At 73.0% G+C, this 21,508-nt stretch carries 20 protein-coding genes; 11 read left to right on the top strand and 9 right to left on the bottom strand.

Going from position 1 to position 21,508, the window contains the following annotated elements; all coding sequences use genetic code 11:
• Window positions 1-34: 34 nt before the first annotated feature.
• The 3 genes from ACSUPT_RS28890 to ACSUPT_RS28880 all read left to right on the top strand — a co-directional run bounded on the left by ACSUPT_RS28890 (window position 35) and on the right by ACSUPT_RS28880 (window position 1,484).
• Window positions 35-367: a helix-turn-helix transcriptional regulator gene (locus ACSUPT_RS28890; RefSeq protein WP_361662667.1), complete on the top strand. Its 333-nt coding sequence runs from the start codon at window positions 35-37 to the stop codon at window positions 365-367.
• Window positions 368-626: 259 nt separating this feature from the next.
• On the top strand, window positions 627-1,208 hold the full coding sequence (locus tag ACSUPT_RS28885; protein ID WP_436946124.1) for a TIGR00730 family Rossman fold protein: 582 nt from the start codon (window positions 627-629) through the stop codon (window positions 1,206-1,208).
• Between the two features lie 114 nt (window positions 1,209-1,322).
• The gene (locus tag ACSUPT_RS28880; protein WP_436946123.1) at window positions 1,323-1,484 is read left to right on the top strand and encodes a hypothetical protein; all 162 of its coding nucleotides are present in this window, start codon (window positions 1,323-1,325) and stop codon (window positions 1,482-1,484) included.
• Between the two features lie 216 nt (window positions 1,485-1,700).
• Here the strand turns inward: ACSUPT_RS28880 and ACSUPT_RS28875 are convergent, their stop codons facing one another.
• Window positions 1,701-3,059 carry a hypothetical protein gene (locus ACSUPT_RS28875; RefSeq protein ID WP_436946122.1) on the bottom strand — a complete coding sequence of 453 codons (1,359 nt, stop codon included), beginning with the start codon at window positions 3,057-3,059 and terminating at the stop codon, window positions 1,701-1,703.
• 438 nt (window positions 3,060-3,497) lie between these two features.
• On the opposite strand from ACSUPT_RS28875, the gene ACSUPT_RS28870 reads away from it, so the two are divergent.
• Window positions 3,498-4,769: a vanadium-dependent haloperoxidase gene (locus ACSUPT_RS28870; protein WP_436946121.1), complete on the top strand. Its 1,272-nt coding sequence runs from the start codon at window positions 3,498-3,500 to the stop codon at window positions 4,767-4,769.
• 614 nt (window positions 4,770-5,383) lie between these two features.
• Here ACSUPT_RS28870 and ACSUPT_RS28865 read toward each other — a convergent pair.
• Complete coding sequence (locus ACSUPT_RS28865; protein ID WP_436946120.1) at window positions 5,384-5,872, bottom strand: MarR family winged helix-turn-helix transcriptional regulator; 489 nt, start codon at window positions 5,870-5,872, stop codon at window positions 5,384-5,386.
• 65 nt (window positions 5,873-5,937) lie between these two features.
• Between ACSUPT_RS28865 and ACSUPT_RS28860 the strand changes: the two genes are divergently transcribed.
• Both ACSUPT_RS28860 and ACSUPT_RS28855 read left to right on the top strand, forming a co-directional pair.
• The gene (locus tag ACSUPT_RS28860) at window positions 5,938-6,306 is read left to right on the top strand and encodes a tautomerase family protein (protein WP_436946119.1); all 369 of its coding nucleotides are present in this window, start codon (window positions 5,938-5,940) and stop codon (window positions 6,304-6,306) included.
• Between the two features lie 267 nt (window positions 6,307-6,573).
• Complete coding sequence (locus tag ACSUPT_RS28855) at window positions 6,574-7,194, top strand: hypothetical protein (protein ID WP_436946118.1); 621 nt, start codon at window positions 6,574-6,576, stop codon at window positions 7,192-7,194.
• A 136-nt stretch (window positions 7,195-7,330) separates the two neighbouring features.
• On the opposite strand, the gene ACSUPT_RS28850 is transcribed toward ACSUPT_RS28855, so the two are convergent.
• From ACSUPT_RS28850 to ACSUPT_RS28835, 4 genes are all read right to left on the bottom strand, one after another.
• A complete protein-coding gene (locus ACSUPT_RS28850; RefSeq protein ID WP_436946117.1) occupies window positions 7,331-7,882 on the bottom strand; it encodes a hypothetical protein in 552 nt (183 codons plus the stop codon).
• Window positions 7,883-8,237: 355 nt separating this feature from the next.
• Window positions 8,238-9,107 carry an AraC family transcriptional regulator gene (locus ACSUPT_RS28845; RefSeq protein ID WP_361662694.1) on the bottom strand — a complete coding sequence of 290 codons (870 nt, stop codon included), beginning with the start codon at window positions 9,105-9,107 and terminating at the stop codon, window positions 8,238-8,240.
• Between the two features lie 187 nt (window positions 9,108-9,294).
• Window positions 9,295-9,687 (bottom strand): GntR family transcriptional regulator, encoded by a 393-nt coding sequence (locus ACSUPT_RS28840; protein WP_436946116.1) that lies wholly within the window; start codon window positions 9,685-9,687, stop codon window positions 9,295-9,297.
• 6 nt (window positions 9,688-9,693) lie between these two features.
• Complete coding sequence (locus ACSUPT_RS28835) at window positions 9,694-10,629, bottom strand: DUF1648 domain-containing protein (protein WP_436946115.1); 936 nt, start codon at window positions 10,627-10,629, stop codon at window positions 9,694-9,696.
• 396 nt (window positions 10,630-11,025) lie between these two features.
• Here ACSUPT_RS28835 and ACSUPT_RS28830 point away from each other — a divergent pair, with 396 nt between their 5' ends.
• The 3 genes from ACSUPT_RS28830 (at window position 11,026) to ACSUPT_RS28820 (ending at window position 14,546) form a co-directional block, all read left to right on the top strand.
• Complete coding sequence (locus ACSUPT_RS28830; protein WP_436946114.1) at window positions 11,026-11,739, top strand: AAA family ATPase; 714 nt, start codon at window positions 11,026-11,028, stop codon at window positions 11,737-11,739.
• A 365-nt stretch (window positions 11,740-12,104) separates the two neighbouring features.
• Complete coding sequence (locus ACSUPT_RS28825) at window positions 12,105-13,751, top strand: serine/threonine-protein kinase (RefSeq protein WP_436946113.1); 1,647 nt, start codon at window positions 12,105-12,107, stop codon at window positions 13,749-13,751.
• Between the two features lie 372 nt (window positions 13,752-14,123).
• A complete protein-coding gene (locus ACSUPT_RS28820; RefSeq protein WP_436946112.1) occupies window positions 14,124-14,546 on the top strand; it encodes a VOC family protein in 423 nt (140 codons plus the stop codon).
• Between the two features lie 184 nt (window positions 14,547-14,730).
• Here the strand turns inward: ACSUPT_RS28820 and ACSUPT_RS28815 are convergent, their stop codons facing one another.
• Window positions 14,731-15,639: a LysR family transcriptional regulator gene (locus ACSUPT_RS28815; protein WP_436946111.1), complete on the bottom strand. Its 909-nt coding sequence runs from the start codon at window positions 15,637-15,639 to the stop codon at window positions 14,731-14,733.
• Window positions 15,640-15,757: 118 nt separating this feature from the next.
• On the opposite strand from ACSUPT_RS28815, the gene ACSUPT_RS28810 reads away from it, so the two are divergent.
• The gene (locus ACSUPT_RS28810; RefSeq protein WP_436946110.1) at window positions 15,758-16,462 is read left to right on the top strand and encodes a type 1 glutamine amidotransferase domain-containing protein; all 705 of its coding nucleotides are present in this window, start codon (window positions 15,758-15,760) and stop codon (window positions 16,460-16,462) included.
• Window positions 16,463-16,798: 336 nt separating this feature from the next.
• Window positions 16,799-17,977: a spore photoproduct lyase family protein gene (locus ACSUPT_RS28805; RefSeq protein WP_436946109.1), complete on the top strand. Its 1,179-nt coding sequence runs from the start codon at window positions 16,799-16,801 to the stop codon at window positions 17,975-17,977.
• A 212-nt stretch (window positions 17,978-18,189) separates the two neighbouring features.
• Here the strand turns inward: ACSUPT_RS28805 and lanL are convergent, their stop codons facing one another.
• Window positions 18,190-20,871, bottom strand: coding sequence for a class IV lanthionine synthetase LanL (gene lanL, locus ACSUPT_RS28800; protein ID WP_436946108.1), 2,682 nt, complete (start codon window positions 20,869-20,871; stop codon window positions 18,190-18,192).
• Between the two features lie 2 nt (window positions 20,872-20,873).
• Window positions 20,874-21,056 (bottom strand): SflA family class IV lanthipeptide, encoded by a 183-nt coding sequence (locus ACSUPT_RS28795; RefSeq protein ID WP_351966012.1) that lies wholly within the window; start codon window positions 21,054-21,056, stop codon window positions 20,874-20,876.
• Window positions 21,057-21,508: the final 452 nt, after the last annotated feature.

Here is a 21,508-nt window from a genome sequence, read left to right as displayed (position 1 = left end):
GTTTCCGGCAATACGTGTCTCCTAGAATGGCCTCATGGTTGGAACACCTGAATCGCACACCGGATGGACGTTCATCACCAGCCACGCGCGTGTCCTGGCAGCCATCGCCGACAACCCGAACATCCGCGTCCGTGACATCGCCGCCCACTGCCGGCTCACGGAGCGCGCCGTCGCCCGGATCATCTCCGACCTCGAGCAGGACGGATACCTCTCCCACACCCGCGAGGGACGCACGAACACGTACCGCATCGAGCCCGACAAGGTGCTGCGCCACCCGGCCGAAGCGGGACTCACCGTGGCCTCCTTGCTCTCCCTGCTCGTGCGCGACGAGACCGAACGCACCAAGGCACCGGCCGAGTCGCACTGACGCGCGCCGGGCCCGCCGGGGGCGCCGGGCTTACCGGGATGGCCGGGCTGGCCGGACTGGCCGGGCTGGCCGGGGCGAACGTCCGTCGGCATGCGCGGCCTCAGCCGTGCGGCCGGGTCCGCGGGTGGCCCGCCGCGGGCCCGCCGGACCTCTTCCGCCCAGCGCCCTCGCCGTCCGCGTCTCCGGGGAGCAGTCTGGGCCGCGCGCCGCAGTGCCTGTGGTAGACCGGAAACCGCCGCAACCAGCAACGGAGGTCCGCATGCGCCGCCTCGCAGTCTTCCTCGCGTCGTCGGACGGACGCGACCCGGCGTACGCGGAGTTGGCCGCGGGCGTCGGCGCGGAGCTGGCCCGGCGGCGCATCGGGCTCGTCTACGGCGGTGGCCGCCGGGGTTTGATGGGCGTGGTGGCGGACAGCGCGCTGCAGGCGGGTGGCGAGGTCATCGGTGTCATTCCGCGCAGCATGGTCGACCGGGAGTGGGCGCACGAGGGGGTCACCGAACTGCTGGTCTGCGACTCGATGCACGAGCGCAAGGCACTCATGGCCAGGCACGCCGACGCCTTCGTCGCCCTGCCCGGCGGGCTCGGCACCCTCGAGGAGGTCTTCGAGGTCTGGTCCTGGCGTCAGCTGGGCTTCCACGACAAGCCCATCGGCTTCCTCGACGCGGGAGGCTTCTGGACGCCGCTGCTCGACGCCCTGCGCGGCATCGCCGACGCGGGGTTCCTGCCCGAGCCGACGCTGGACGACCTTGCCGTCGCCCCCGACCTGTCCGGCCTGCTGGCGGCACTGGAGGACCGGCTTCGCGAAAACCGGCGGCCCGCGCACGGAGAAGACCTGAGGTAGGCCGTCCAGGACGGCGGTGCCACCCAGGGCCTCGGGGGGGGCGCCGGAGACCGTCGTTGCCTGCGCGGCGCCGGCGGGTGTCGCTCCTGACTGCTGTTCCGGTGCGGCGTGCCGGTGCCGGGTACGCCGCTGTGGACGGCCGGCATGGCGTTCTTCGGGCGGAGCCCCGGCAACGAGATGGCCGTCGACGACTCCGCCCCGCGGTGGAAGGCGATGCGCGCGGACGTGCTCGCGGGCCCGTCCTTGACCGAGGGTGCCGAGGAGCACCTGGCGTAGCTCGTCCGGGGGCTGCACGCCGCGTGGCGGCAGACGGCCAGCCGCCCTACAGAGGCCGGCGACGGCGCGAAGGTGGACCTGTTTGACAGCAAGGCCGGCAATCCCGGCCAGGGCCTGCGCCCTCTCCGGGACCCGGACGCCGTCGAGGCGACGAGGGCAACGGCTGAACCGGAGCGCGACGTACGGTGGAGACGTGGCGCATACCGGCCCGAGCTGTCAGAACGGCGGTTCGGTGGAGTAGGCGCCGTCCCAGGCGGGTGTGGTCGGTCTCCTGATCGGCTGCTGGAGGAGTCGTACAGCGTCTTGGACGCGGCCGAGCTCGATAAGGCGCTCGGCACGAAGAGAGCTGTCGACTGCCGGATGCTGTGCGAGGAGTGCGTCGGCTTCCTCGGTGCGGCCGGCTTTGGCAAGCACGTCCGACAAGGCCCAGGCCGCGTACCAGGTGTCGCCCTCGGGATGAGACCGCGCCAGCTCGATCGCTTCGTCGAGCAGGCCGCAGTCGGCCATGAGCGGAAGCCGCATGCGGAAGAGGTCCCAGTCCTCCTTGCCGCCGCTTCGCGCCTTGATGGCATCGAGGTGGGCCAGGCCCTCCCGGGACCGGCCGTGGTCGGCGTACAGGGTGCAAAGAGTGTGGACGAGCCAGTCCTCCGCGTCGTGTTCGGTGAGCGCGCGCAGCACCTCGATCGCCTCCTCGCTCCGTCCGTGCCGGACCAGGAGCTCGGACAGCGGCACAGCCACATGCCACATACCGGACGGCGTGGCACCGAAGACGCGGTAGGCGGCGATCGCGCCTTCCACGTCGCCGCGTTCCTCCAGCACTTCGGCAAGGCGCTGCACGGCGTGCCCGTGGTGCTCGGACGCCGCGTACGCACGCAGTTCCGTGATCCGGTCGTGTCTGGCCAGCAGGTCGGCCAGCTGGTCACGGCCGTTGACGGAGGTGATCTCGCGGGTGTGCAGCAGGGCGATCGCCTCCTCGACCCGGCCCTGGCGTTCCCTGATCGTGGCGAGCAGGCCGACGGCGTTGGACGGTTCCAGTCGAAGGTTGCCGCAGTCCGGGTCGTCGCAGGCAGGGACCGCCGCTTCCATCCGGGCCTCCAACAGGGCCGCCGCTTCCTCGTCCATGCCCGCCGTTTCGGCGACGTCGACCAGGCACTCGGCGAGGAACCAGTCCTGGATCCCGGCGCGCAGCAGCACGAACGCCTCGCCGCTGCGGCCGTGGCGGGCCAGCAGGCGCGCGAAGAAGTCCAGCGCCAGCCGGTCGCCGGCCTCCGCGTACGGGCGGGACAGTGCGATCGCCTCCTCTGCCCGGCCCCAGCCCTCCAGCAGCTCCGCCCGGGCTTGGGCCGCCGGCCACCAGTTCGTGGCGACGTACGGAGCGAGCACCTCCAACGCCTGCCCGTGCCGACCCCGATGTCCGAGCAGCCGGGCCCATTCCAGCGCGCAGAACCACTCCCCGCGGCCGGCCTGGAACTGCACTTCCCGCTCATGACCGAGTTCGAGAAGCCGGGCCACCAGCCGCGGAGGAATGCAGCCCGTCAGCGTTCGGGCCCGGTAGTCAAGATCAGCAGCGTCCACGACAGCGCACCTTAGCCCTCACCACCGACACGGCCCGCACGTCGGGGCCATCGCGTGTGAGGGCAGGCGTCGGTAGACGATCGTTTCCTGAAGATCGCCCGGAAGGGCCCCCCAGGCCCCGCAGAAAACCCTTCAACCTGGGGGCCAACAAACCCTCACCGTGCCCTACCTGTTCCGGTGTTCGGCCATGCCATGAGGTCCAGCGGGCGGCTAGGACGCGATCCGCCGCGCACGCCCGTAGCACCGTCTCGGTTCCGCCGGGGGTCGCGCTTCCCCTCCCGCCCCTGGTGTGCGCCCCTGCGCGGGGGTGGGCGCCGCACTGCGTGGTGCTTCCGCGAGCCCTCTTCCGTCCGAATGCCAGGCGGCGCCACCGGCGGCATGGTGGGGGAAACGCCACGGCCCCGTGGCGGAAGAGGTCCTGGAGGTGACCGGATGCACATGCGGAAAGCTGCGGGCAGAGGCGGTACGGCGGTCCTGGCGGCGTTGGCGCTGATGGGAGTGGCGGGCGGGGCGCCTGCCAAGCAGGACGCCGTCCACCCGCGCCAGGAGTCCACGGGGTCGGTGATCGCGGAGTGGGCCGGACGGGTGTCGGGGACCGTGGACCCGGAGGGGGTGCTGCGCGCTCCGGACGAGGCGGTGTGGCACGCGTACGTGTCCCTGGCCATGTACAACGCGGTGGTCGGCGTCGAAGGCCGTTACGCCCCGTACCGCTGGCAGGCGCGCGCGCCGGAGGGCGCGTCGGCCGAAGCCGCTGCGGCGACCGCGGCGTACGAGGTGCTGGTGACCGGGTTCCCGAAGGCCGGTCCCGCGTTGGAGACGGCGTGGAAGGCATCGCTGGCGAAGGTCCCGGACGGCCCGGCCGAACAGGCGGGCGTGACGTTCGGGCAGCGGGCGGCGAGGCACATCGTGAAGCTCCGGGCGAACGACGGGCGCGGCGCCTCCGTGCCGTTCACGCCCGCCCCGGCGCCCGGGGTGTGGCGGCCGACACCGCCGCAGTACGAGGGCTTCGCCACGGCGTGGATCGGCCGGTTGCGCCCCTTCCTCATGGAGGAGCCCGGCCAGTTTCGCCCCGGGCCACCGCCCGCACTGACGTCGTCCCAGTACGCCAGGGACCTGGCGGAGGTGCAGGCGTACGGCGCCAGGACCGGCTCGCTCCGGAGCGCGGGCCAGACGGAGACCGCGCGGTTCGTGGCGCGTGTGGAGATCCAGCAGGCACTGGGCGACCACGCCGCGCGGCACGGCTTCGACATCACCGAGACGGCCCGCCTGTACGCGGTCGCGAACACCGTCATCACGGACGCGATGATCGCCGCCTGGGACGCGAAGCTCCACTACGGCACATGGCGGCCCATCACCGCCATCCGCGAAGCGGACACGGACGGCAACCCGGCGACCCGGGCCGACCCGGCCTGGGAGCCCCTGCTCACCACGCCCGCGCACCCCGACTACCTCAGCGGGCACGCCACCTGGGCGGGAGCGCTGATGCGGGCCCTGGAGGAACTGTTCGGCACCTCCCGCGTCGACCTGTACATCCACTCGGCCGGCACCGGTACGACCCGGCACTACGAGTACGCCGCGGACTACGTCCGCGACGTCGTCGACGCGCGCGTGTGGGCCGGCATCCACACCAGGACCGCGGACGTCGTGGGCAGCCACACCGGGGAGAAGGTCGCGGCATGGTCGTTGAGGCGGTACTTCCAGCGCACATGACCGTGCCCCCGGCGGGAACCGGGCCGATCATGCTGCCCGGTAGGGTCTCGGCGTGGCGAAGACGAGCGTGAGCAACGAGACGGACGGCATGCTCTGCCTGTGGGTGGAGCCTTGGGGAACCGATCACTGGATGCGTCCGGGAGAGGAGTTCACCGTCGCGACGCGGACAGCGCCTGAGGACTCCCCGTTCAATGTCGTCGTCCACCACAGGGCGTCACGGTGTGGGTGAACTCGGCCCATGATGCCGAAGTCTTCGACAAGAACGGCAACCCGGCTCCGTGTGGGCACCAGCGTCCCGCTGAAGCGGAGTTCTGAGGATTCGCTCCGGCTCAGGCCGGGGGCCAACCGCACACCGGACAAGTCGGCTGGCCGCACGGCGGCCGACCACGCCCGGGACTACGGGACACCCGGCAGGCCGTCCGGCGACATCATCCCCGCTGGCCAGAGTCAGGCGCCGTACCGGTGGTGGAGCGGGAACGCTTACCGGACGGCTACGCGTCGGCCCACCCGGCCGCGTTGGAGTACGAGACGTCTTCCTTCATGACCGCAAGCATGGCGGAAGGGTGTGACATGGGGGGCTGCGGGCCGCGCTGCGCCAGCTTCGCCAAGGGCCGTTACCCGGGCTGCGCGTCGCGGTCCTGGTCGCCCGCCTGCTCCAGGGCGGTTTCGTAGGCGTGCAGGGCGGTGATGACTGTGGCGCGTTCCGCGGGGGCGAGGCCGCTCATGACGCGCTCCCACGCGGAGGCGCTGCCAGACAGCCACTCCCTGATGGGCGCGGCGTAGGCGGGGGCGATGGTGATGATGCGGCGGCGCCGGTCAGCGGGATCGGCGGTGCGCTGGAGGACCCCTGGCCGTGACAGTTCGCTGACCATGAGGCTGATGGTCGTCGGGGCCACCTCCAGCCGGGCAGCCAGCTCGTTGACGCTGGTGGGACCGTCGTACTCCAGATGGGCCAGCAGCGCGAGATGCCGCGGCGCCAGGTCCAGGCCCTGGAGCGCTGGAGGGATGGGCAGGCGCTTGGCGCGGCCGACCAGCCGCGGCATGAGCAACAGCAGCGTACGGACGGCCTCGTCGACGGCTGGACCGTCCGCTCCCGTGGACATCGGCAACCTCTCCCATATAGCTTTGATGACAAAGGCTTTGGACTCAAAGGAAATGAGGCTCCACTATGCCGCATCTGACCGTCCACCTGCCAGAGATCAGGCTGGCCGGCAACGAGGCCCGGCTCGTCACCGCACTGACCGACGCCATCGTCGACGTCTACGGCGAGTGGGCCCGCGACCTCGTGAGCATCCGCCTGGCCGGAGTCCCCGCAGGTCGTTTCGCACAGGGCGGCAAGGCCGTCGACACCAACGCCTCGGTGGTGCTGGGGGTTCGCGCCGGCGTCTTCGACCGCCCCGACGCCGCACAGATCACCGCGCGCCTCGGCACCGCGCTCACCCGCGTCGCCGGTGACGACCTCCGCGCGGGCACCATGGTCGAACTCGTGGCGTCACCACCGGAACGCACCTTCGTCGGGGGCACCCTCGCTGTCTGACCCCCATCCGGGCGACCTCGCCGCTTGCGCTTCTCGGCATGAGGCGATCGACCACTGCTTGCTGTCCGGCTCGGATGCGGGTGGCGGCAAGACGGTATGAGGGGGTGCCGGTTCCGGGATGTCACCGCCGCAGGTGCAGCGGTCGCCACGATGGGCGCCCGCAGGGCCCGCTCCTCATCTGGCACCAGGGGCGCTCGGTCATCACCGCAGCACGCAGAGGGTGAACCCCCCGGATGGGTGTGCGGCCGTGCTTCACAATGTCTGCCTGTGACGAGCACCTTGATGACCACGGCCATCGCGGTCGTCGGCACGCTGCTGGGCAGCGGGCTGACGGCGCTTGTGACCGCTCGGATCGAGCGGCGGAGGAATGAGGCTCTGGAACGGCAGCAGGTACGCCAAGAGGCGGCGCAAGACCGTGCCGCGCTTCGTGAGCTACGGGTCGAGCACCGGAGGTGGCGCCGGGACCGTCGACAAGCTGCCTACCAAGGCTTGATGGACGCGGCTCATGAAGCGCAGGGGGCTGTCTGGCAGCTGGCACGGCTGACGCTGGAGCCCTACGACCAGCAGCGTTACGACATACGGCGTGGTGCTGCCATCGATGCGGTACGCGCGACTCGGCAGGCGGCGAATACGGTCGAGCTCGAAGGGCCCGCCGATGTGGCGCAGGCTGGTGTCGAGTACGCCGAAGCCCTGGATCGGCACATCCACCCGCCTGTTCAGTACCTGATGGAACTCAGCAAGGGGCCGCTGACCGATGAGCAGAAGGACCGCTACCGTTCCTCGGCGGCGGAGACGGGCCTTCTCGTGGAGGACCTGCGGCGGCGCTTCGTCTCTCTCGCCCGCGTGGCTCTGGACGAGGTGGTGGACGAGGCCGACCAGGGGACGTAGGCGGCTGCATGAGGTGTGGAGGGCGATCGGACCTCTCCTCGGGGTCTCCGCGGCGCTCACGGTCCCCGGCCCGTCGACACCCCGCCGCTGAGATCTCGGCTCGGAGTACGGGCAGCCTGAAGCGCTGACGAGCTGTTCAGCCGGTGGTTCGTGAGGCGTCCAGGGAACCGGCGAAGCCGGCGAGCGTCTGGTAGTCGTTCTCCCGTAGACCGATCCGCGGGTTGACGTGGTGCAGGAGCGCGGGGCCTTGGTGGTGGGCGGTCACATACGTCTGATCCCGCTCGCTCTGCTCGTCGTCCACCCAGGCGAAGGGACGACCGTCCGCGTAGTCAACCAGCGGCCCGGTCTTCCAGTGGACTCCATCAGGGCGTTCTTGGAGTAGGACGTCGCCGAAGTCGACGAAGGGAAGTTCCGGAAGGCCCACAACCGGTGCGATCCATCGGTTGGCGTCGCCCATCCATGTGGTGGCCCAGCACAGCTCGAAGCCGAGTCGGAGCAGGGTTCGCCCGTGCTCGGGGTTGAGCCAGACGCGTAGGGCGCGCCGTCGGCGCGGGAAACCCCCATCATTCTCATGGGCGTCGTTCCGGGGCACTCTGAGTGTGGTGTACCCGTCGGGACGTCTCTCCGGCTGGGCCGCATAAGGGTTGAGCGGACCGTCCACGTCCAGGAACAGCAGCGGTCGGTTCACGGTTCCCCCGGTTTTGCTCAGTGTGGACTGCCCCGGTCAGCGTAGCTGTGGGAGTGCTTCGGCACGGGGGCCGGTCCGCGTGGTGATCACGATATGGCGATGTGATCACGGCATCGGAGTCGTGCCGGGTTTCCCGTGCCGCAGTCACCGATGCGACAGGCTGAGCAGGCCTTTCTTGCCTCATTCACAGCTTGGTGAGCGTGTGGGGCATCGCTGCGCCCGTGTCGGGGCTGGCCTTGTCATCGGGCCCACCAGCCGAGTCGGGCAGCGGTGTCCGCACGACCGTGGTGGCTGAGCGCTCCAGTCCGGGGGCGCCGGAGCTGAAGCGCTCAGCCGCGCCGGGTGGTCAAGAGCCTCACGCGGGTTCGACGGGGAGCCACAGCTCGCAGGTCGCGGTGCTCACGTCGTCCGCGCGCTCGAGGAACGCGACGATCGACGGGCCCGGCCGCAGCCGCCACGGGTTGGAGGGGAACCACTCGGTCGCGGTCGCCGCCCAGGTCGTCTGCAGGGCCTGCGGGTAGGGTCCGCTGATGCGGAAGACCGCCCACATCCCGGCCGGTACCTCGATGGTGTCGAGCCCGTCCGGGACCGGTGTGTCCCGGGCGAGGGCCACTCCGTGCAGGTAGGTGAGTTCGCTGCCCTCCCTGGCGTCGGGATCGACGCCGTCGCTGACCTGCAGCAGGCCCCTGGGTTCGGTGTCGCTGAGGGCCTTCAGCCGCAGGTGCTCCTCCTGAGGCAGCGCGGCGATGTGCTGCTGGATGTGCGGGTTGACGCCCTGGTGGATGAGCGGAACGCGGGCGGCGTGTCCTGCCAGCCGGAACGCGGGGCGGTCGGCGAGGCGGGTGTCCATGGGGTGAGTCCCTTCGACGGTCAGGCGGAACCTGAGCTGCGGTTGCGTACGCAAGGGGCCTCCGTCTCGGCGCACGTCGCCGGGGCCGGCACCGTGGACCGCCCGGAAAGCGCGCCCGAACGCCTCACCGGAGCCGTATCCGTGCCGGACGGCGATGCTCAGCAAGTCCTCCTCGCCCCGCACCACGGCGGCCGCCGCGACGGTCATGCGGCGGCGCCGCACGTACTCCGACAGGGGCATACCGGCCAACGACGAGAACATCCGGCGCAGGTGGTACTCGGTCGTACCGAGCGACGCTGCCAGGCCGTCGAGGTCGAGCTCCTCCGCGAGGTGCCGCTCGACGAGGTCGACGAGCTGGTTGAGTGCCGAGATCATGAGGCCTCCTTCCGACTCCAAGCCTGGCGGCAGGCAACCCGGCCGTGCCCGACCACGGCGAACCGATCCGATCAGGTGCCTGGACCGGCACCCGGCAGACGCACCCTCCCATGGCCGCTGCCCACCCCCAGGGCTCCACCGGGGACGTGGGTCCCGAACGGCCGAGCGCAAGCACGGACCTACGCGTTCAGCTTCCCGCGGCCGGGGGCGGGGTGGCGGGTTCGCCGGACAGGCAGTGGTGCACCATGGACAGGAGCTCCTGGTCGGTGAGGCCGAACTCGCGTGCCTGGGCGATGAGGCCGCGTACGGCCTCGGTGAGCCGGGCCCGGTCCGCGACGCCGGGTGCCGCGGTGATCACGGCGCCCCTGCCTCGGCGCAGCTCGATCAGGCCCTCGTCACGCAGTCGCTGGTAGCCGCGCAGCACGGTGTGCACGTTGACGCCCAGCGACTCCGCGACCTCGCGGGCAGGCGGTAGCCGCTCGCCCGGCGCCGCCGAGCCGTCGGCGATCGCTCCCCGCACGCATGCGGCGATCTGCTCGCCCAATGGCACGGGAGAGTTCGCAAGTACCCGGAACAGCATTCCGGCTCACGCTCCTGTCGCGTGGCGGTGCACCAGGCCGTTGAGCAGGCCGGCCGCGGTCGTGGAGTCGTCGACGGTGACGACGTACGCGCGTCCCCCCGTCGTACGGACCGACAGTGCCTCCCCCGAACGCAGCACCACGCCCCGCCGGTTCCGCCGTACCCGGTAGCCCCAGCCGCCGAAGTCGCCCATGGCGTCGACCTGGACGCTGCCGGCGCTGACGACGCTGTCGAGCGGCACGGTGAGCCGCGGCCTGGGCACGACCGTGGAGGCGACGGTGAGACCGCGCCGGTCGACGGTCACGCGTACGGCCGCGAACGCTGCGCACAGGAACCCGAGGGCCAGCGGCAGCAGTCCCGCCTGCCAGGGGCCGAACACCATGGCGAGCAGCCCGCCGAGCCCGACGAACCCGGCCGGCAGCAGCAGTGCGCGCGAGATGACGGTACGGCTCCACGCCGCGGCCTCCCCCTCGGCCAGGACGAGCGCGGGCGTCGGCCGCGCGGGCTCGCGCCGCGGGGCGCCGCTCGTCAGCCACCACGTCACGGCGCCGGTGACCACGCCCGCGAGCAGGAGTACGGCCGTGTGCCACATCGGCAGGTGTACGTCGGAGGGGTCCTCGACATCCGTGTTGGCCAGGACGGTCAGGACCAGCGGATAGCCGAGCGTGACAGCCGTGCCGGCGCCCACCGCGGCGGTCATCCGCGCCCCCGGGCTCTCCTTGGAGGCCAGCATCAGCACGGTGAACAGCAGCCCGAGACCGGCGAGCAGGCCTGCGCCGGACCACAGTGCGGTGACCCGGCTCGCGAATCCGTCAGCCCCGCCGTCCCCCGAGAAGTGAATGGCGATGCGGCCCGGCAGCCGGTCGTAACTCAGCAGAAAGACCCCGACGTAGACGGCGGTGGCGAGGCCGAACGGAACGGCTGTCGGAGCGCACCTGCGCATGGCTGTCATCTGACTCCCCCTCATGCTGTTGTTCGCATTGAAGTAGAACAATGCCAGTCTACGACCCGGCCCGCCGCGCGCAACAGCCCGGTGTCGAGGCCGAAGTCGCCCACACGGCAGGCGGCACGCCGGGAGTCTGCGACGCGGGCGCGCATCCGGGGCGCCCACCGGCTGTGCCGCCGACTGGTGGCCAGGGGCAGACGGCGCGCTGGTCTGCGGGGGCCGGTTGCCGGGGCACGGTCTTAGCGACGCGAACGCCGGGACGGCGGCGCGGCACAGTCGGCGCATCGACGTGCCGCACGGGCCTTGGCCGGCGGGTTGTGGCGCCTCGCTTCCGGCAGGAGTACGCGCACGTCGTGCGTTCGTACGGGCTCCGAGTGCGGCGACACTGGTTGCGTGATTATCGAACGCGCGTATGCCAATCTCCCCTCGGACCACGAGGACGCCTGGCCCTGGTCGGTGCCCTGCGTCCGGCAGCTGCTCGACGAGGGGCTGCGGTTCACCGCACCGGTGACCTTCCTGGTCGGTGAGAACGGTTCGGGGAAGTCGACCCTGGTCGAGGCACTGGCGGAGGGGTTCGGCCTGGACTCCTACGGCGGCTCCCACGACTGGCGCTACGCTTCCCCGCGCGGCAAGTCACCCCTCGGTGAACGTATGAAATTCGACGCCGCCTCGGGGCGCGGGCGCCGTATGGCCACCAGCTGGTCGGCCCGCAAGGGGTTCTTCCTGCGCGCCGAGACCGCGCTCGACGCCCTGGACAGGGAAGGCTTCGCGCCGGAGCACGTCAGCCATGGGGAGGGCTTTCTCGCGGCGTTCCGCGGCAAGTTCCTCCACGCCGGGCTCTATGTGCTCGACGAGCCGGAGGCCGCGCTCTCCTTCTCCTCGTGCCTCGAACTGATCGGGCACATCGACCGGTTGGCCAAGGGCGGCGGCCAGGTCGTCTGCGCCACGCACTCCCCGCTGCTGACCGCGCTGCCGGGCGCCGACATCATCGAGGTCGGTGAGCACGGAATGCGGCAGGTCGCCTGGCGGGAGCTCGGCATCGTGGACCACTGGCGCCGCTATCTCTCCGACCCGCACGCCTATCTGCGGCACATCGTCGAACCGTAGGCGCTGCCCCTCACGCCTCGCCGCAGTCTCATGGGCAGTTGCATCGGCGCCCCTACCGCATCGGGGGCGCCCGCCGTCGGGGCAAGCAGGTCGTGGCAGCCGGCAACCGGCACCGCGACGGCTGTGGCGTCGCGGCCGCTCCCCCACGGCGGCGCCCACCACCGACCGGGGTGCCCGTCTCCACCACGGCCACCGTGCTGCCGTCCCGCCCGACCGACAGCAGGCTGATGCCGGTGGCTCCCCAGGACGTGTCGGTGCGCAGGCCGTGGATGCGGGCGCGCAGGTACGGATCCCCCTCGTCGGCCGCCGGGTCGCGGCTGGGGGGCAACTCGGCGTACACGCTGGTTCGTTGGCATGATGAGACCATGACGAACCACGGGGGACAGCAGGAGCCGACCAGCTACGCGTTGCAGCCACCGGCCAAGCCGCCCGCGGCTGCGCGGGGCGCGGCGCCCCGAACGCCGCACGTGCCGACGGAGGTGCCGGGTGGGTCGGGCGAGGCGGCCGCGCCCGGTCCGGAGTCCGGCGCGGGGCGGCTGGTGGGCGGACGGTACCGGCTGCTGGAGCGGCTCGGTGCCGGAGGCATGGGGACCGTCTGGCGGGCGCGCGACGAGGTGGTGGACCGGGACGTGGCCGTCAAGGAGCCGCGCCTGCCCGACACGCTCACCGCCGGTGAGCGCCACAACGCCCACCAGCGCATGGAGCGGGAGGCCCGCGCGGCCGCCCGTATCGACCACCCCTCGGTGGTCACCATCCACGACGTCGTCACGGAGGACGGCAGCCCCTGGATCGTGATGGAGCTGGTACGGGGCCGGTCCCTCGCCGACCTGCTCGACGAGGGCACGCTTCCCCCGCCGGAGGCGGCGCGGATCGGCCTCGCGGTGCTCGGAGCGCTCACCGCCGCGCATGAGGCCGGGGTGCTGCACCGGGACGTGAAGCCCGGCAACGTCATGCTGGGCCGCCACGACAGGGTCATCCTCACGGACTTCGGTATCGCGCAGGTCGAGGGGGAGCAGAAGCTGACCGAGACGGGCGGCTTCGTCGGCTCCCCCGAGTACGTCGCCCCCGAGCGCGTGCTGGGACGCAGGCCCGGGCCCGAGTCGGACCTGTGGTCGCTGGGCGTGACGCTCTACCAGGCCGTCGAGGGGGTCTCGCCGTTCCGCCGTCAGACCACCCCGTCCACGCTGCAGGCGATCCTCCTCGCCGAGCTGGCGCCCGCTCAGCACGCGGCGGAGCTGAGCGAGGTGATTCGCGGGCTGCTGCGCAAGGAGCCGGAGGCCCGGCTGTCCGCTCCGGAGGCGCTGGCGATGCTGCGCGCCGCCGCGGCGCCGCCCTCCGAGACCCGGCCGGTGCGGGACGCCGACCGCCCCGGCCCGGCATCCGCCGGCTCCGGCGGGCTCCCCTCCGCTGCCGGCCGCTCGGCGCGCCGGAGGCGGTTCGCGTTCGCGGCGGCCGCGGGGGCGGCGGTGCTCGCCCTGGTCACGACGCTGGTCCTCCAGTTCACCGGGGACGAGCTGCCGGAGGGGTGGAAGCGGTACGACGAGTACCGGATGCAGCTCTCCGTGGCGGCGCCCGCGGACTGGAAGATCACCACCGAGGACAACCTGGACAACCAGGCCGGGCCCTACACCGCGACCCGGTACACCTCTCCGTCCGGTGACATGTCGATCCTGGTGGACGAGTTGCAGAACGTCACCGAGACCGCCATGGCGACCGCTGAACGCTGGAAGCGCGAGTACACGGAGGCCACCCCGCCGCAGGGCGGCCGGCCCGCCGTGGCGGCCGCGAAGGCGGACAGCCACCAGGGCCGGGACGCCGCGCTCTTCACCACCACCTACAACGTCGACTCGGAGGGAACGCCCCGCCGTCTGAACAAGACGCTCGTGGTGGTCAGCTCCCGCCAGGAGCGGCTCACCCTCACGGTCTCCCTGCCGGCCGGGAAGCATGCCGAGAAGACGGCGGACGAGCTGCTGGGCAAGGCGCGGTCGGCGTTCGAGATCCGCGACCTGTGAGAGCGGCGCGGGGCGCCCGGCCCGGCCTTTACCAGGGCCGGGCGCGCCGCGCATGAGAGGAGCGGAGGGACGGCCGGGCGCGGGCGAGCGGACGCGACGAGCCGGGGCCCCGCGGACGTGTCCGGTGTGGTGGACGGCGTGCCCGGAACGACGGGCGGGACGGAAACGGGGTCGGGCGGGCGGGACCGGAACGGGTCGCGCAGGGCGGGCGGGACCGGGACGGGTCGCGCACGGCGGGCGGGACAGGAACGGGTCGCCCCGGGCCGGCCCGGCAGGAGCGTCGGGTGTCGCGCGGGCGGCGATCGGCAGGGATCCTCCGGCGGCTTCCGGGAAGGCTGTGAGGACCCGCCCCGCAGACCGTGAGGAAGACCGATGACCCAGTACCCCCAGCTGCTGCACACCGTGCTGGACACGACCAGGCCCCGGGAGCTGGCCGAGTTCTACCGGCTCCTGCTCGGGCTGGTGTACCGCCCCGGCGACGAACCGCCGGAGGACGGCACGCCCGACCGGCCCGAATGGCTCGTGCTGCGCGCGTCCGACGGGACGAACCGGCTCGCTTTCCAGCAGGTCGAGCGCCTGCCCCGCACGACATGGCCCGCGCACGACGTCCCCATGCAGGCGCACCTCGACCTCACCGTCCCGGACACGGCCGAGCTGACCAGGCAGCGGCGACGGGCTGAGGAACTGGGCGCGGAACTGCTGCTCGACCGGTACGACGACCCGGACGAACCGCTCTACGTCTTCGCGGACCCGTCGGGTCACCCCTTCTGCATCTTCGTGCGGACGCCGGGCTGACAGCGCCAGGCCGGTCCGCCAACGGCCCACAGGGACCGTGCGGGATCGGGCGCCAGCGGGCCGGTTCCAGCCGGAGCGACCGCTGCCGTAGCAGAGGGGCGGCCCGTACGGGCGGTGGCCACGGGCACGCGGAGGAGCGTCGAACCAGCCGACCCCGCTCTCCCAGCGACAGCGCGTGGCACCCTCACAGGGAGCCCCACGCGGCGGCATGCTCGGCCAGGTGGCGCTGGAGGTGCTGTACGGCGGGCTGGACGGGTCCGGAGCGGGTGACCAGGTACAGGGTGTTGAGCGGCGGCACGGCGCTGCGGTGGAGCTGCTCCAGCGAACCGGCGTGGAGGGCGGCTTCCACCAGGTAGCGCGGAAGGACCGAGATGCCCGTGTCGGCGGCCACCGCGGCCAGCACGGACCGCAGGTCGGGCACGACGAGGGCCACCGGATTGGGCGGGCGGCGCCCGAACTCGCTGCGCCAGTACCGGCGGATGATCGGCAGTTCCTCCGCGTAGGCGACCAGCGGCAGGTGCGCGAGCGCGGCGACCGGGTCGTCCTCGAGGCGCTGCCGGTCGAGGGAGCGGGCCGCCGTGGGGGTGCCGACCAGGACGAACTCCTCGTCGACGTACGGCGTCGCGGCCAGGCCGCGCAGGGCCGCCGGCGGCCGGACCGAGGAGACGACGAGGTCGAGCCGGCCCTCGGACAGCAGGGTGAGCAGGGGCTCGGCCTGGTCCAGCGTGAAGCGCAGGCGCAGGCCCTGGCGGGTCAGGGCCGCCACGGCGGGCAGGAGCCGGGCGGCCGTGAACTCGGCCGGCGCCCCGATGCGCACGGTGGCCCGCAGGTCCGCCGCGTCGCCGTCCCCGTCGAGAGCGTGCCGCAGGCCGTCCAGGTGGGGGCCCACGCGGCGGGCCAGCTCGTGGGCCCGGTCGGTGGGGTGGGCTCCGCCCCGCGAGCGGATGAACAGCGGGCCGCCCACCTGCTGCTCCAGCCGCGCCAGTTGCCCGCTGACGGCCGGCTGGGACACCCCCAGTGCCCCGGCGGCCCTCGTCAGCGATCCCCGGCGGTAGATCTCCAGGAAGGTGGCTAGCAGATCCAGGTCCCTCACGTCCCCACCGTACATAAGAAAATCTATGGCCTGGCGTGTGCGGTGCCCGCTTTCGCGATGCACGCTGGGGACGTCCCCTCCGGACACCCCGATGACTCGCGAAAGAGGAACGTTTCCCATGGCGAAGATCCTGATGATCGTCTCGGCGGCCGACCGTCTCACGCTGGCGGACGGCTCCGAGCACCCGACGGGCTACTGGGCCGAGGAGGTCGCCGCCTCGCACAGGGTGCTCGTCGAAGCCGGCCACAGCGTGGACATCGCCACCCCCGGTGGCGTCCGGCCCACCGTCGACGCCATCTCGCTCGACGAGCGCGGCGGTGTCGACCCCGCGGAAGGCGCCGCCTTCGCCAGCTACCTCCAGTCCATCGAGCCGGACCTCGCGGCGCCGCTGGACCTGGCCACCGTACGCGCCGCCGACTACGACGCCTTCTACCTGCCCGGCGGCCACGCCCCGATGGCCGACCTGGCCGACGACGCGCGCCTCGGCGCGCTGCTCGCCGACGCCGACGCGAGCGGCCGCGTCATCGCCGCGCTCTGCCACGGCGTCGCCGGGCTCCTCAGTGCCACCCGGACCGACGGCGCGTTCCTCTTCGCCGGGCGCGGCCTGACCGGTTTCACCGACGAGGAGGAGAAGCAGGGCGGACTCGGTGAGCGGACCCCGTGGTTCCTGGAGAGCCGGCTCGCCGAGCGCGGCGCCGACGTCAGGACCGGGGCCCCGTGGAGCGACACGGTGATCGTCGACGGCAATCTGATCACCGGGCAGAACCCGCAGTCCAGCGTGGCCACCGCCCGGCAGGTCGTCGCCGCCCTGTCGGCCGCCTGATCCCGGCCCCGGTCCCGCCTGCCACTTCCGTCGCACGGGGTGTGGCGGCGGGCTGGCCCGCCGTGCTCCGCCCCCCGCGGCCCCCCGCGCCCTTCGCGTCCGGCCGCGGCGTTCGCCGGGCGGCGCGGGACCGGCGCCAGGGCGGGTGACCAGCCCCGTACCGCCCCGGCTCGGCAGCGGAGGAGCCGACGGCACCGGCGCCGTACGCCCGCCGGTCCGTGAGCCCGCCGTGGGCGGAGGCGGGACCCGTACAGTGGGAGTGCTGGCCGCGTTCCCCCGACTCCCGGCCCCGCGCGCCACCCCCGTACCTCTCGCACCACCTGTACCGGAGCACTCATGGACGACCCGTCCACCGCCGCGGACGACGGTTCCGGCACGCTGTTCGGGCTCGACGCGCTCGGTGCCGCCGGGCCGGCGGAGGTCCACGCGAAGCCGGCCTTCCGGGACTCCGCCGCGGCCCGCCGGCTGCTGCCGGTGCGGGAGATCCACGCGGAGCCCGCGGCGGCCGCCTCCCCGCGCGGCCGGCAGATCATCGCCCGGTTCCCCGAGGCCAGGGTGGTCACGGTGGACTCGCACTGGGGCATCCCCGGACTGCACGGCAACGAGGGCAACGTCGAGCGCTGGGTCCGGGTGAAGGGCGAGACGCTGGTCCTGGGTGAGAGGAAGACGCTCACCGTCCGCCCCAACGGCCGGTCGGCGGACTGGATCGCCCCGGGCGCCTCCAACGGCTGCGCCATGGCGTGCGCCTACTGCTACGTGCCCCGGCGCAAGGGTTACGCCAATCCCATCACCGTCTTCACCAACGGCGACCGGATCATCGCCCACCTCGCCCGGCACATCCGGCGGCAGGGGCCCAAGCCCGAGCCCAACCAGTGCGACGACGAGGCGTGGGTGTACGACATCGGCGAGAACGGCGACTGCTCGGTGGACGCGCTGATCTGCGACAACACCGCGGACTTCGTGCACGCCTTCCGGCAGTGGCCGACCGCGAAGGCGTCGTTCGCGACCAAGTTCGTCAATCCCGACCTGCTCGCCCTCGACCCGCGCGGCCGGACCCGCGTCCGCTTCTCCGTGATGCCCCCGGACGACTCCCGGCTGCTGGACGTGCGCACATCGCCGGTCGCCGAGCGCATCCGCGCGGCCGCCGACTTCGTGGACGCCGGGTACGAGGTGCACTTCAACCTCTCCCCCGTGGTGATCCGTCCGGGCTGGCAGGAGGCGTGGGCGGACCTGCTGCGCCACATGGACGACGTCCTTCCGGCCCGGGTGAAGCGGCAGGCCGCCGCCGAGGTGATCATGCTGACGCACAACCGTGAGCTGCACGAGGTCAACCTCGGCTGGCATCCCCGGGCCGAGGACGTCCTCTGGCAGCCGGAGCTCCAGCAGGCCAAGCGCTCCGAGAACGGCGCCGTCAACGTCCGCTACCGCAACCGGGTCAAGGCGGAGGCGCTGGAGGCCCTGCACGCCCTGATCGGCCACCACGCACCCTGGCTGCGCGTCCGGTACGCCTTCTGACCGCGGCGTGGACCACGGCGCGCGGCCACAGGTGGCCGCGGGGGTCGGCTCGGGCCCGGCGGGCCCCGTGTCGGGTGGCCCACGTAGGTCCGAGGCCGTGTCGCCCGCCCCGTGCCCGGGAAGGCTGGGACGGCCGGGCGGCGGCAGGGGTGACGACGGCCCGCTCCCTGCCCGGGCGGGTCGTACGGTGGGCTGGGGCCCGGTCGCCGAGGTCAGGCGACGAGGCCGAGCCGTGGGCCTCCCTGGTGGCGCAGGCGCCTGAAGAACGCCAGCACACCGGCGGAGCCGCCGGCCCAGGTGGCGCTCGGGCGGGCCAGGCCGGTGTCGGGGAACACCGGCTTGGACCAGGTGCCGCCGCTGCGGCTCAGGACGAGCAGGGCGACGGTCTCGGCCGCGTCCCGGAACTCCTGCGACCCGGAGACCCGCGCGACGTCGACCATCAGATCGCCCACCCCCGCCAGCCCGCAGCACTGCGTGACCAGCGGCATCCGCGGTGCCAGCGCGGCGCAGGCACGCGCGGCCCTCTGCGCCAGGTCGAGGTAGCCGGGATCGCCGAGCAGTTCGGCCGCCCGCAGCAGGACCGCCCCGATGCCGGCCAGACCGCGGCACCACGAGCCGTAGCGGCGGGTCGCCCCCGGCCGGGCGGCGGCCGCGAGGATGTCCGGTGTCGCGGCGGCCAGGCGCGCGGCGGCCTTCTCCGAGCGGCTGACCGCCTCCGCGTCCCCGGTCGTGGCACCGTATTCGAGCAGGAACCAGGCGATGCCCGCCTCGCCGTGCGCGACGCCCTCGCCCAGGGCGGCGCTGCCGGGGGTGTCGGGGCCGGTCGGGACCAGGCGGGCGGTCCCCGACGCGAGCATCCGCTCGCAGTGGGCGGCGCCGGCCAGGTGGCCGTCCGCGGCTTCCGGGTCGCCCGCCTTACGGGCGTGCCGGGCCAGCAGCAGACGGCCCAGGCCGATCCCGGCGGCGCCCGCGATCAGGTCCGCCTCGGGTGGTCCGCCGTCCGGTGCCCGCTGCGGCAGCAGGAGCCGCCAGGGCCGTGCGGGCGTGTCGGGGCCCCCGTGCCAATCCGCCTGGGTGAGGAAGAGCTCCACTCCGGTGTGCCCGGTGTAGAAGGCCGGTGGCAGATTTCTGGACTGCCGCGCGGTCCACCGCGCCAGCGCGGTGACGGCCGACCGGATCGCGGGCCGGTGTACGTGGTGGAGGAGTTCCAGTCCCAGACCGGAACTGCCGCCGTAGACGTCGACGGAGGTGGGGACGTTGAGCCGCGCTGCGCCCTGGGGGTCGGCGATCGCCTGCGCCTCGGCGGCGCAGTACGCGGCCGTGTGCTCGATGATCTCGTCCAGCAGGTCGTCGTCGATCCGGGGGCGGGCGGCCGGTGGCCGGGGCGGGGGCGTGGCCGTGCCGGTGCGCAGGCGGTCGGCGGCGGCAGCCCGTACGTCCGCGTCGAAACTCAGCAGGCCCGTGATCGCCGAGCGGATCTCCCGGTGGGCGCGTCCGGGCAGCGCCCACGCCAGACAGGCGAGGGTCCGGTCCCGGTTGACCTCCCGGTCGGGGTCGACGATCACCGGGTCCATGCCGGTGGCGGCGAAGAAGAGGGTCGCGCCGAGGGCGTAGAGGTCGTCGGCCGGGGTCGCCGGTCCGGTCGCGCGCAGGACCGGCCCGCCGTATCCAGGCGTCGCCCCGCCGGGGCCCGTGCCGCGCAGTTCGCTGATCCCGAAGTCGATCACGTGGCAGTGGCCGGGGCCCGCGGCGTCGAGCACGACGTTGTCCGGTTTGAGGTCGCGGACGACCACGTCGCGGTCGTGGATGGCGTCGAGGACGCGCAGGAGGCGGCGCGCGAGGGCGGAGAGGGTACGGCCGGGCCGGGTGCCGTCGTCACGGTAGGGGCCCTGTGCCAGGACGTCCCTGCGCAGGTCCCGGTCGCCGCAGCTGCTCATCACCAGGTACTCGTCCTGCCGGTGGGCGAAGTAGTCCACGGCGCGTGGCACGCCGGCGACGCCTTCGAGGGCGGTGAGGACCGTGCGCTCGTTGCGCAGCCGGTGCCGGGCGTCGGTGCCGGACTCGTCCTCGCCGACGAACGCCCTGGCCTCTTTGACCACCACGGGCAGCGCGAGGACGCGGTCGAACGCGCGGTAGACGTTGCCCGTCGCCGCCCGCGTGATGCCGGTCGTCACCGTGTAGCGTCCACCGCCGAAGCCGGCCGCGGAGGGCTCGGGGGCGGGTTCGCCGCGGGGCGTGCTGCGGGGTCCGGCGGCGGGTTCGCCACCGGGCACGCTGCGGGGGCCCTGGTCGGGTTCGCCTCGGGGTTCGTCGCGGGATCCGGTGCCGGGCTCGTCGCGGGCTTCGGTGCCGGGTTCGCCGCCTGCCGAGAAGGGGTCGCGCGCCCAGGGCGGGCAGCGGTAGCGGCCGACGGCCAGACCGTCGAACAGCCGGCCGTCCGGGCCCGTCATGACGGACTCCAGCCGCCCACTGCGACCGGTCCGGTAGTCGCCGGTGAAGGGGCCGTAGCGGTAGTAGACCGGCGCGCCGGGGTCGACGCGCCGGTCGCTGACGACGCGCGGGCCCTCCCGGCCGCGCAGGACGGCGGCCAGTTCGCGGGCGATCCGCACCACGCCGTCGGGCGGCGGGTAGACGGTGACCGCCTTGCCGACGGCCGCCGCACTCACCGTCCCGGAGTTCAGACGACGCAACGTCTCGGCGTCCCGGGCGAACTTCACGTGGCAGACGTGCCGGGAGAGCACCGGCACCATCAGCGCGATCGTCGTGTCGAGGTCACCGGGGCGCGCCGAGACGTGCAGCTTCCAGCCGTGCTCCATCGCCGGCATCCGCGGATCGTTCAGGTACGACCACGTCTCGTCGCACCAGCCGCTGCGGCCGGCGATGGAAACGGCCACCGCTACGAGTTCAGATCACACGCGAAACGGGTGGTGGCGGTCACCCAGGGGTCGGAGAGGCACGCGGTGTACTCCCGGTCGGTGCGGTCGTCGTCCTCGAACGCGATCGCCTCGTCGTCGAAGGCCAGCGGACCGGCGTCGCGGAAGTCGACGGTCTCCGAAAGATCCGGCACGGTTACGGGCATGTGACGCCTCCATGATCTGTCCAGCACGGATGAGCAGGCACGGGCCGACACGAGCCGGTGGACCGATCGGGCCGAAGACTCGCTGGACCACGGTAGGGAGGCGCCACCCGAGCTGACAAGGGGTCAGATGCGTTGGGCGCCCACGCATTTCGGCGTCGAGCCGTCCGGGCGGCGGTGACCGGTACCCGCCCACGGGCCGCATCGGCGCGGACGCCTCACTGCCGGGGGCGCTCCGTACGTACGCCCGTCGGCATGGTCCTGCGAGCCGTGCCCCGGGTGCCCTTCGCCGCTCCCCCTGGTGCCGCGAACGCGAGCCGCCACCCACCCAGCCGCGGCGGGGTGGCCGCGGGCCGGGGCGGCTGAGTGACGCCGGAGGCGGACCCCACCGCGCACGGCACACGGGGGCGCCGCCCGAGCAGGGGTTTCCCGGCCGCGGGCGGAGGGCCGCCGTG

The sequence above is a fragment of the Streptomyces sp. SudanB25_2051 genome (genome assembly GCF_964272635.1).
GTDB lineage: Bacteria > Actinomycetota > Actinomycetes > Streptomycetales > Streptomycetaceae > Streptomyces.
The sequence above is the reverse complement of the archived record's forward strand: the minus strand, read 5'-3'. Positions and strand labels throughout refer to the sequence as shown.

Coding starts and splice junctions, on each gene's coding strand:
- ACSUPT_RS28890 (WP_361662667.1), top strand. CDS start 35: ATGGTTGGAACACCTGAATCGCACACCGGATGGACGTTCATCACCAGC.
- ACSUPT_RS28885 (WP_436946124.1), top strand. CDS start 627: ATGCGCCGCCTCGCAGTCTTCCTCGCGTCGTCGGACGGACGCGACCCG.
- ACSUPT_RS28870 (WP_436946121.1), top strand. CDS start 3,498: ATGCGGAAAGCTGCGGGCAGAGGCGGTACGGCGGTCCTGGCGGCGTTG.
- ACSUPT_RS28865 (WP_436946120.1), bottom strand. CDS start 5,872: ATGTCCACGGGAGCGGACGGTCCAGCCGTCGACGAGGCCGTCCGTACG.
- ACSUPT_RS28860 (WP_436946119.1), top strand. CDS start 5,938: ATGCCGCATCTGACCGTCCACCTGCCAGAGATCAGGCTGGCCGGCAAC.
- ACSUPT_RS28845 (WP_361662694.1), bottom strand. CDS start 9,107: ATGATCTCGGCACTCAACCAGCTCGTCGACCTCGTCGAGCGGCACCTC.
- ACSUPT_RS28840 (WP_436946116.1), bottom strand. CDS start 9,687: ATGCTGTTCCGGGTACTTGCGAACTCTCCCGTGCCATTGGGCGAGCAG.
- ACSUPT_RS28835 (WP_436946115.1), bottom strand. CDS start 10,629: ATGCGCAGGTGCGCTCCGACAGCCGTTCCGTTCGGCCTCGCCACCGCC.
- ACSUPT_RS28825 (WP_436946113.1), top strand. CDS start 12,105: ATGACGAACCACGGGGGACAGCAGGAGCCGACCAGCTACGCGTTGCAG.
- ACSUPT_RS28820 (WP_436946112.1), top strand. CDS start 14,124: ATGACCCAGTACCCCCAGCTGCTGCACACCGTGCTGGACACGACCAGG.
- ACSUPT_RS28810 (WP_436946110.1), top strand. CDS start 15,758: ATGGCGAAGATCCTGATGATCGTCTCGGCGGCCGACCGTCTCACGCTG.
- ACSUPT_RS28805 (WP_436946109.1), top strand. CDS start 16,799: ATGGACGACCCGTCCACCGCCGCGGACGACGGTTCCGGCACGCTGTTC.
- ACSUPT_RS28795 (WP_351966012.1), bottom strand. CDS start 21,056: ATGCCCGTAACCGTGCCGGATCTTTCGGAGACCGTCGACTTCCGCGAC.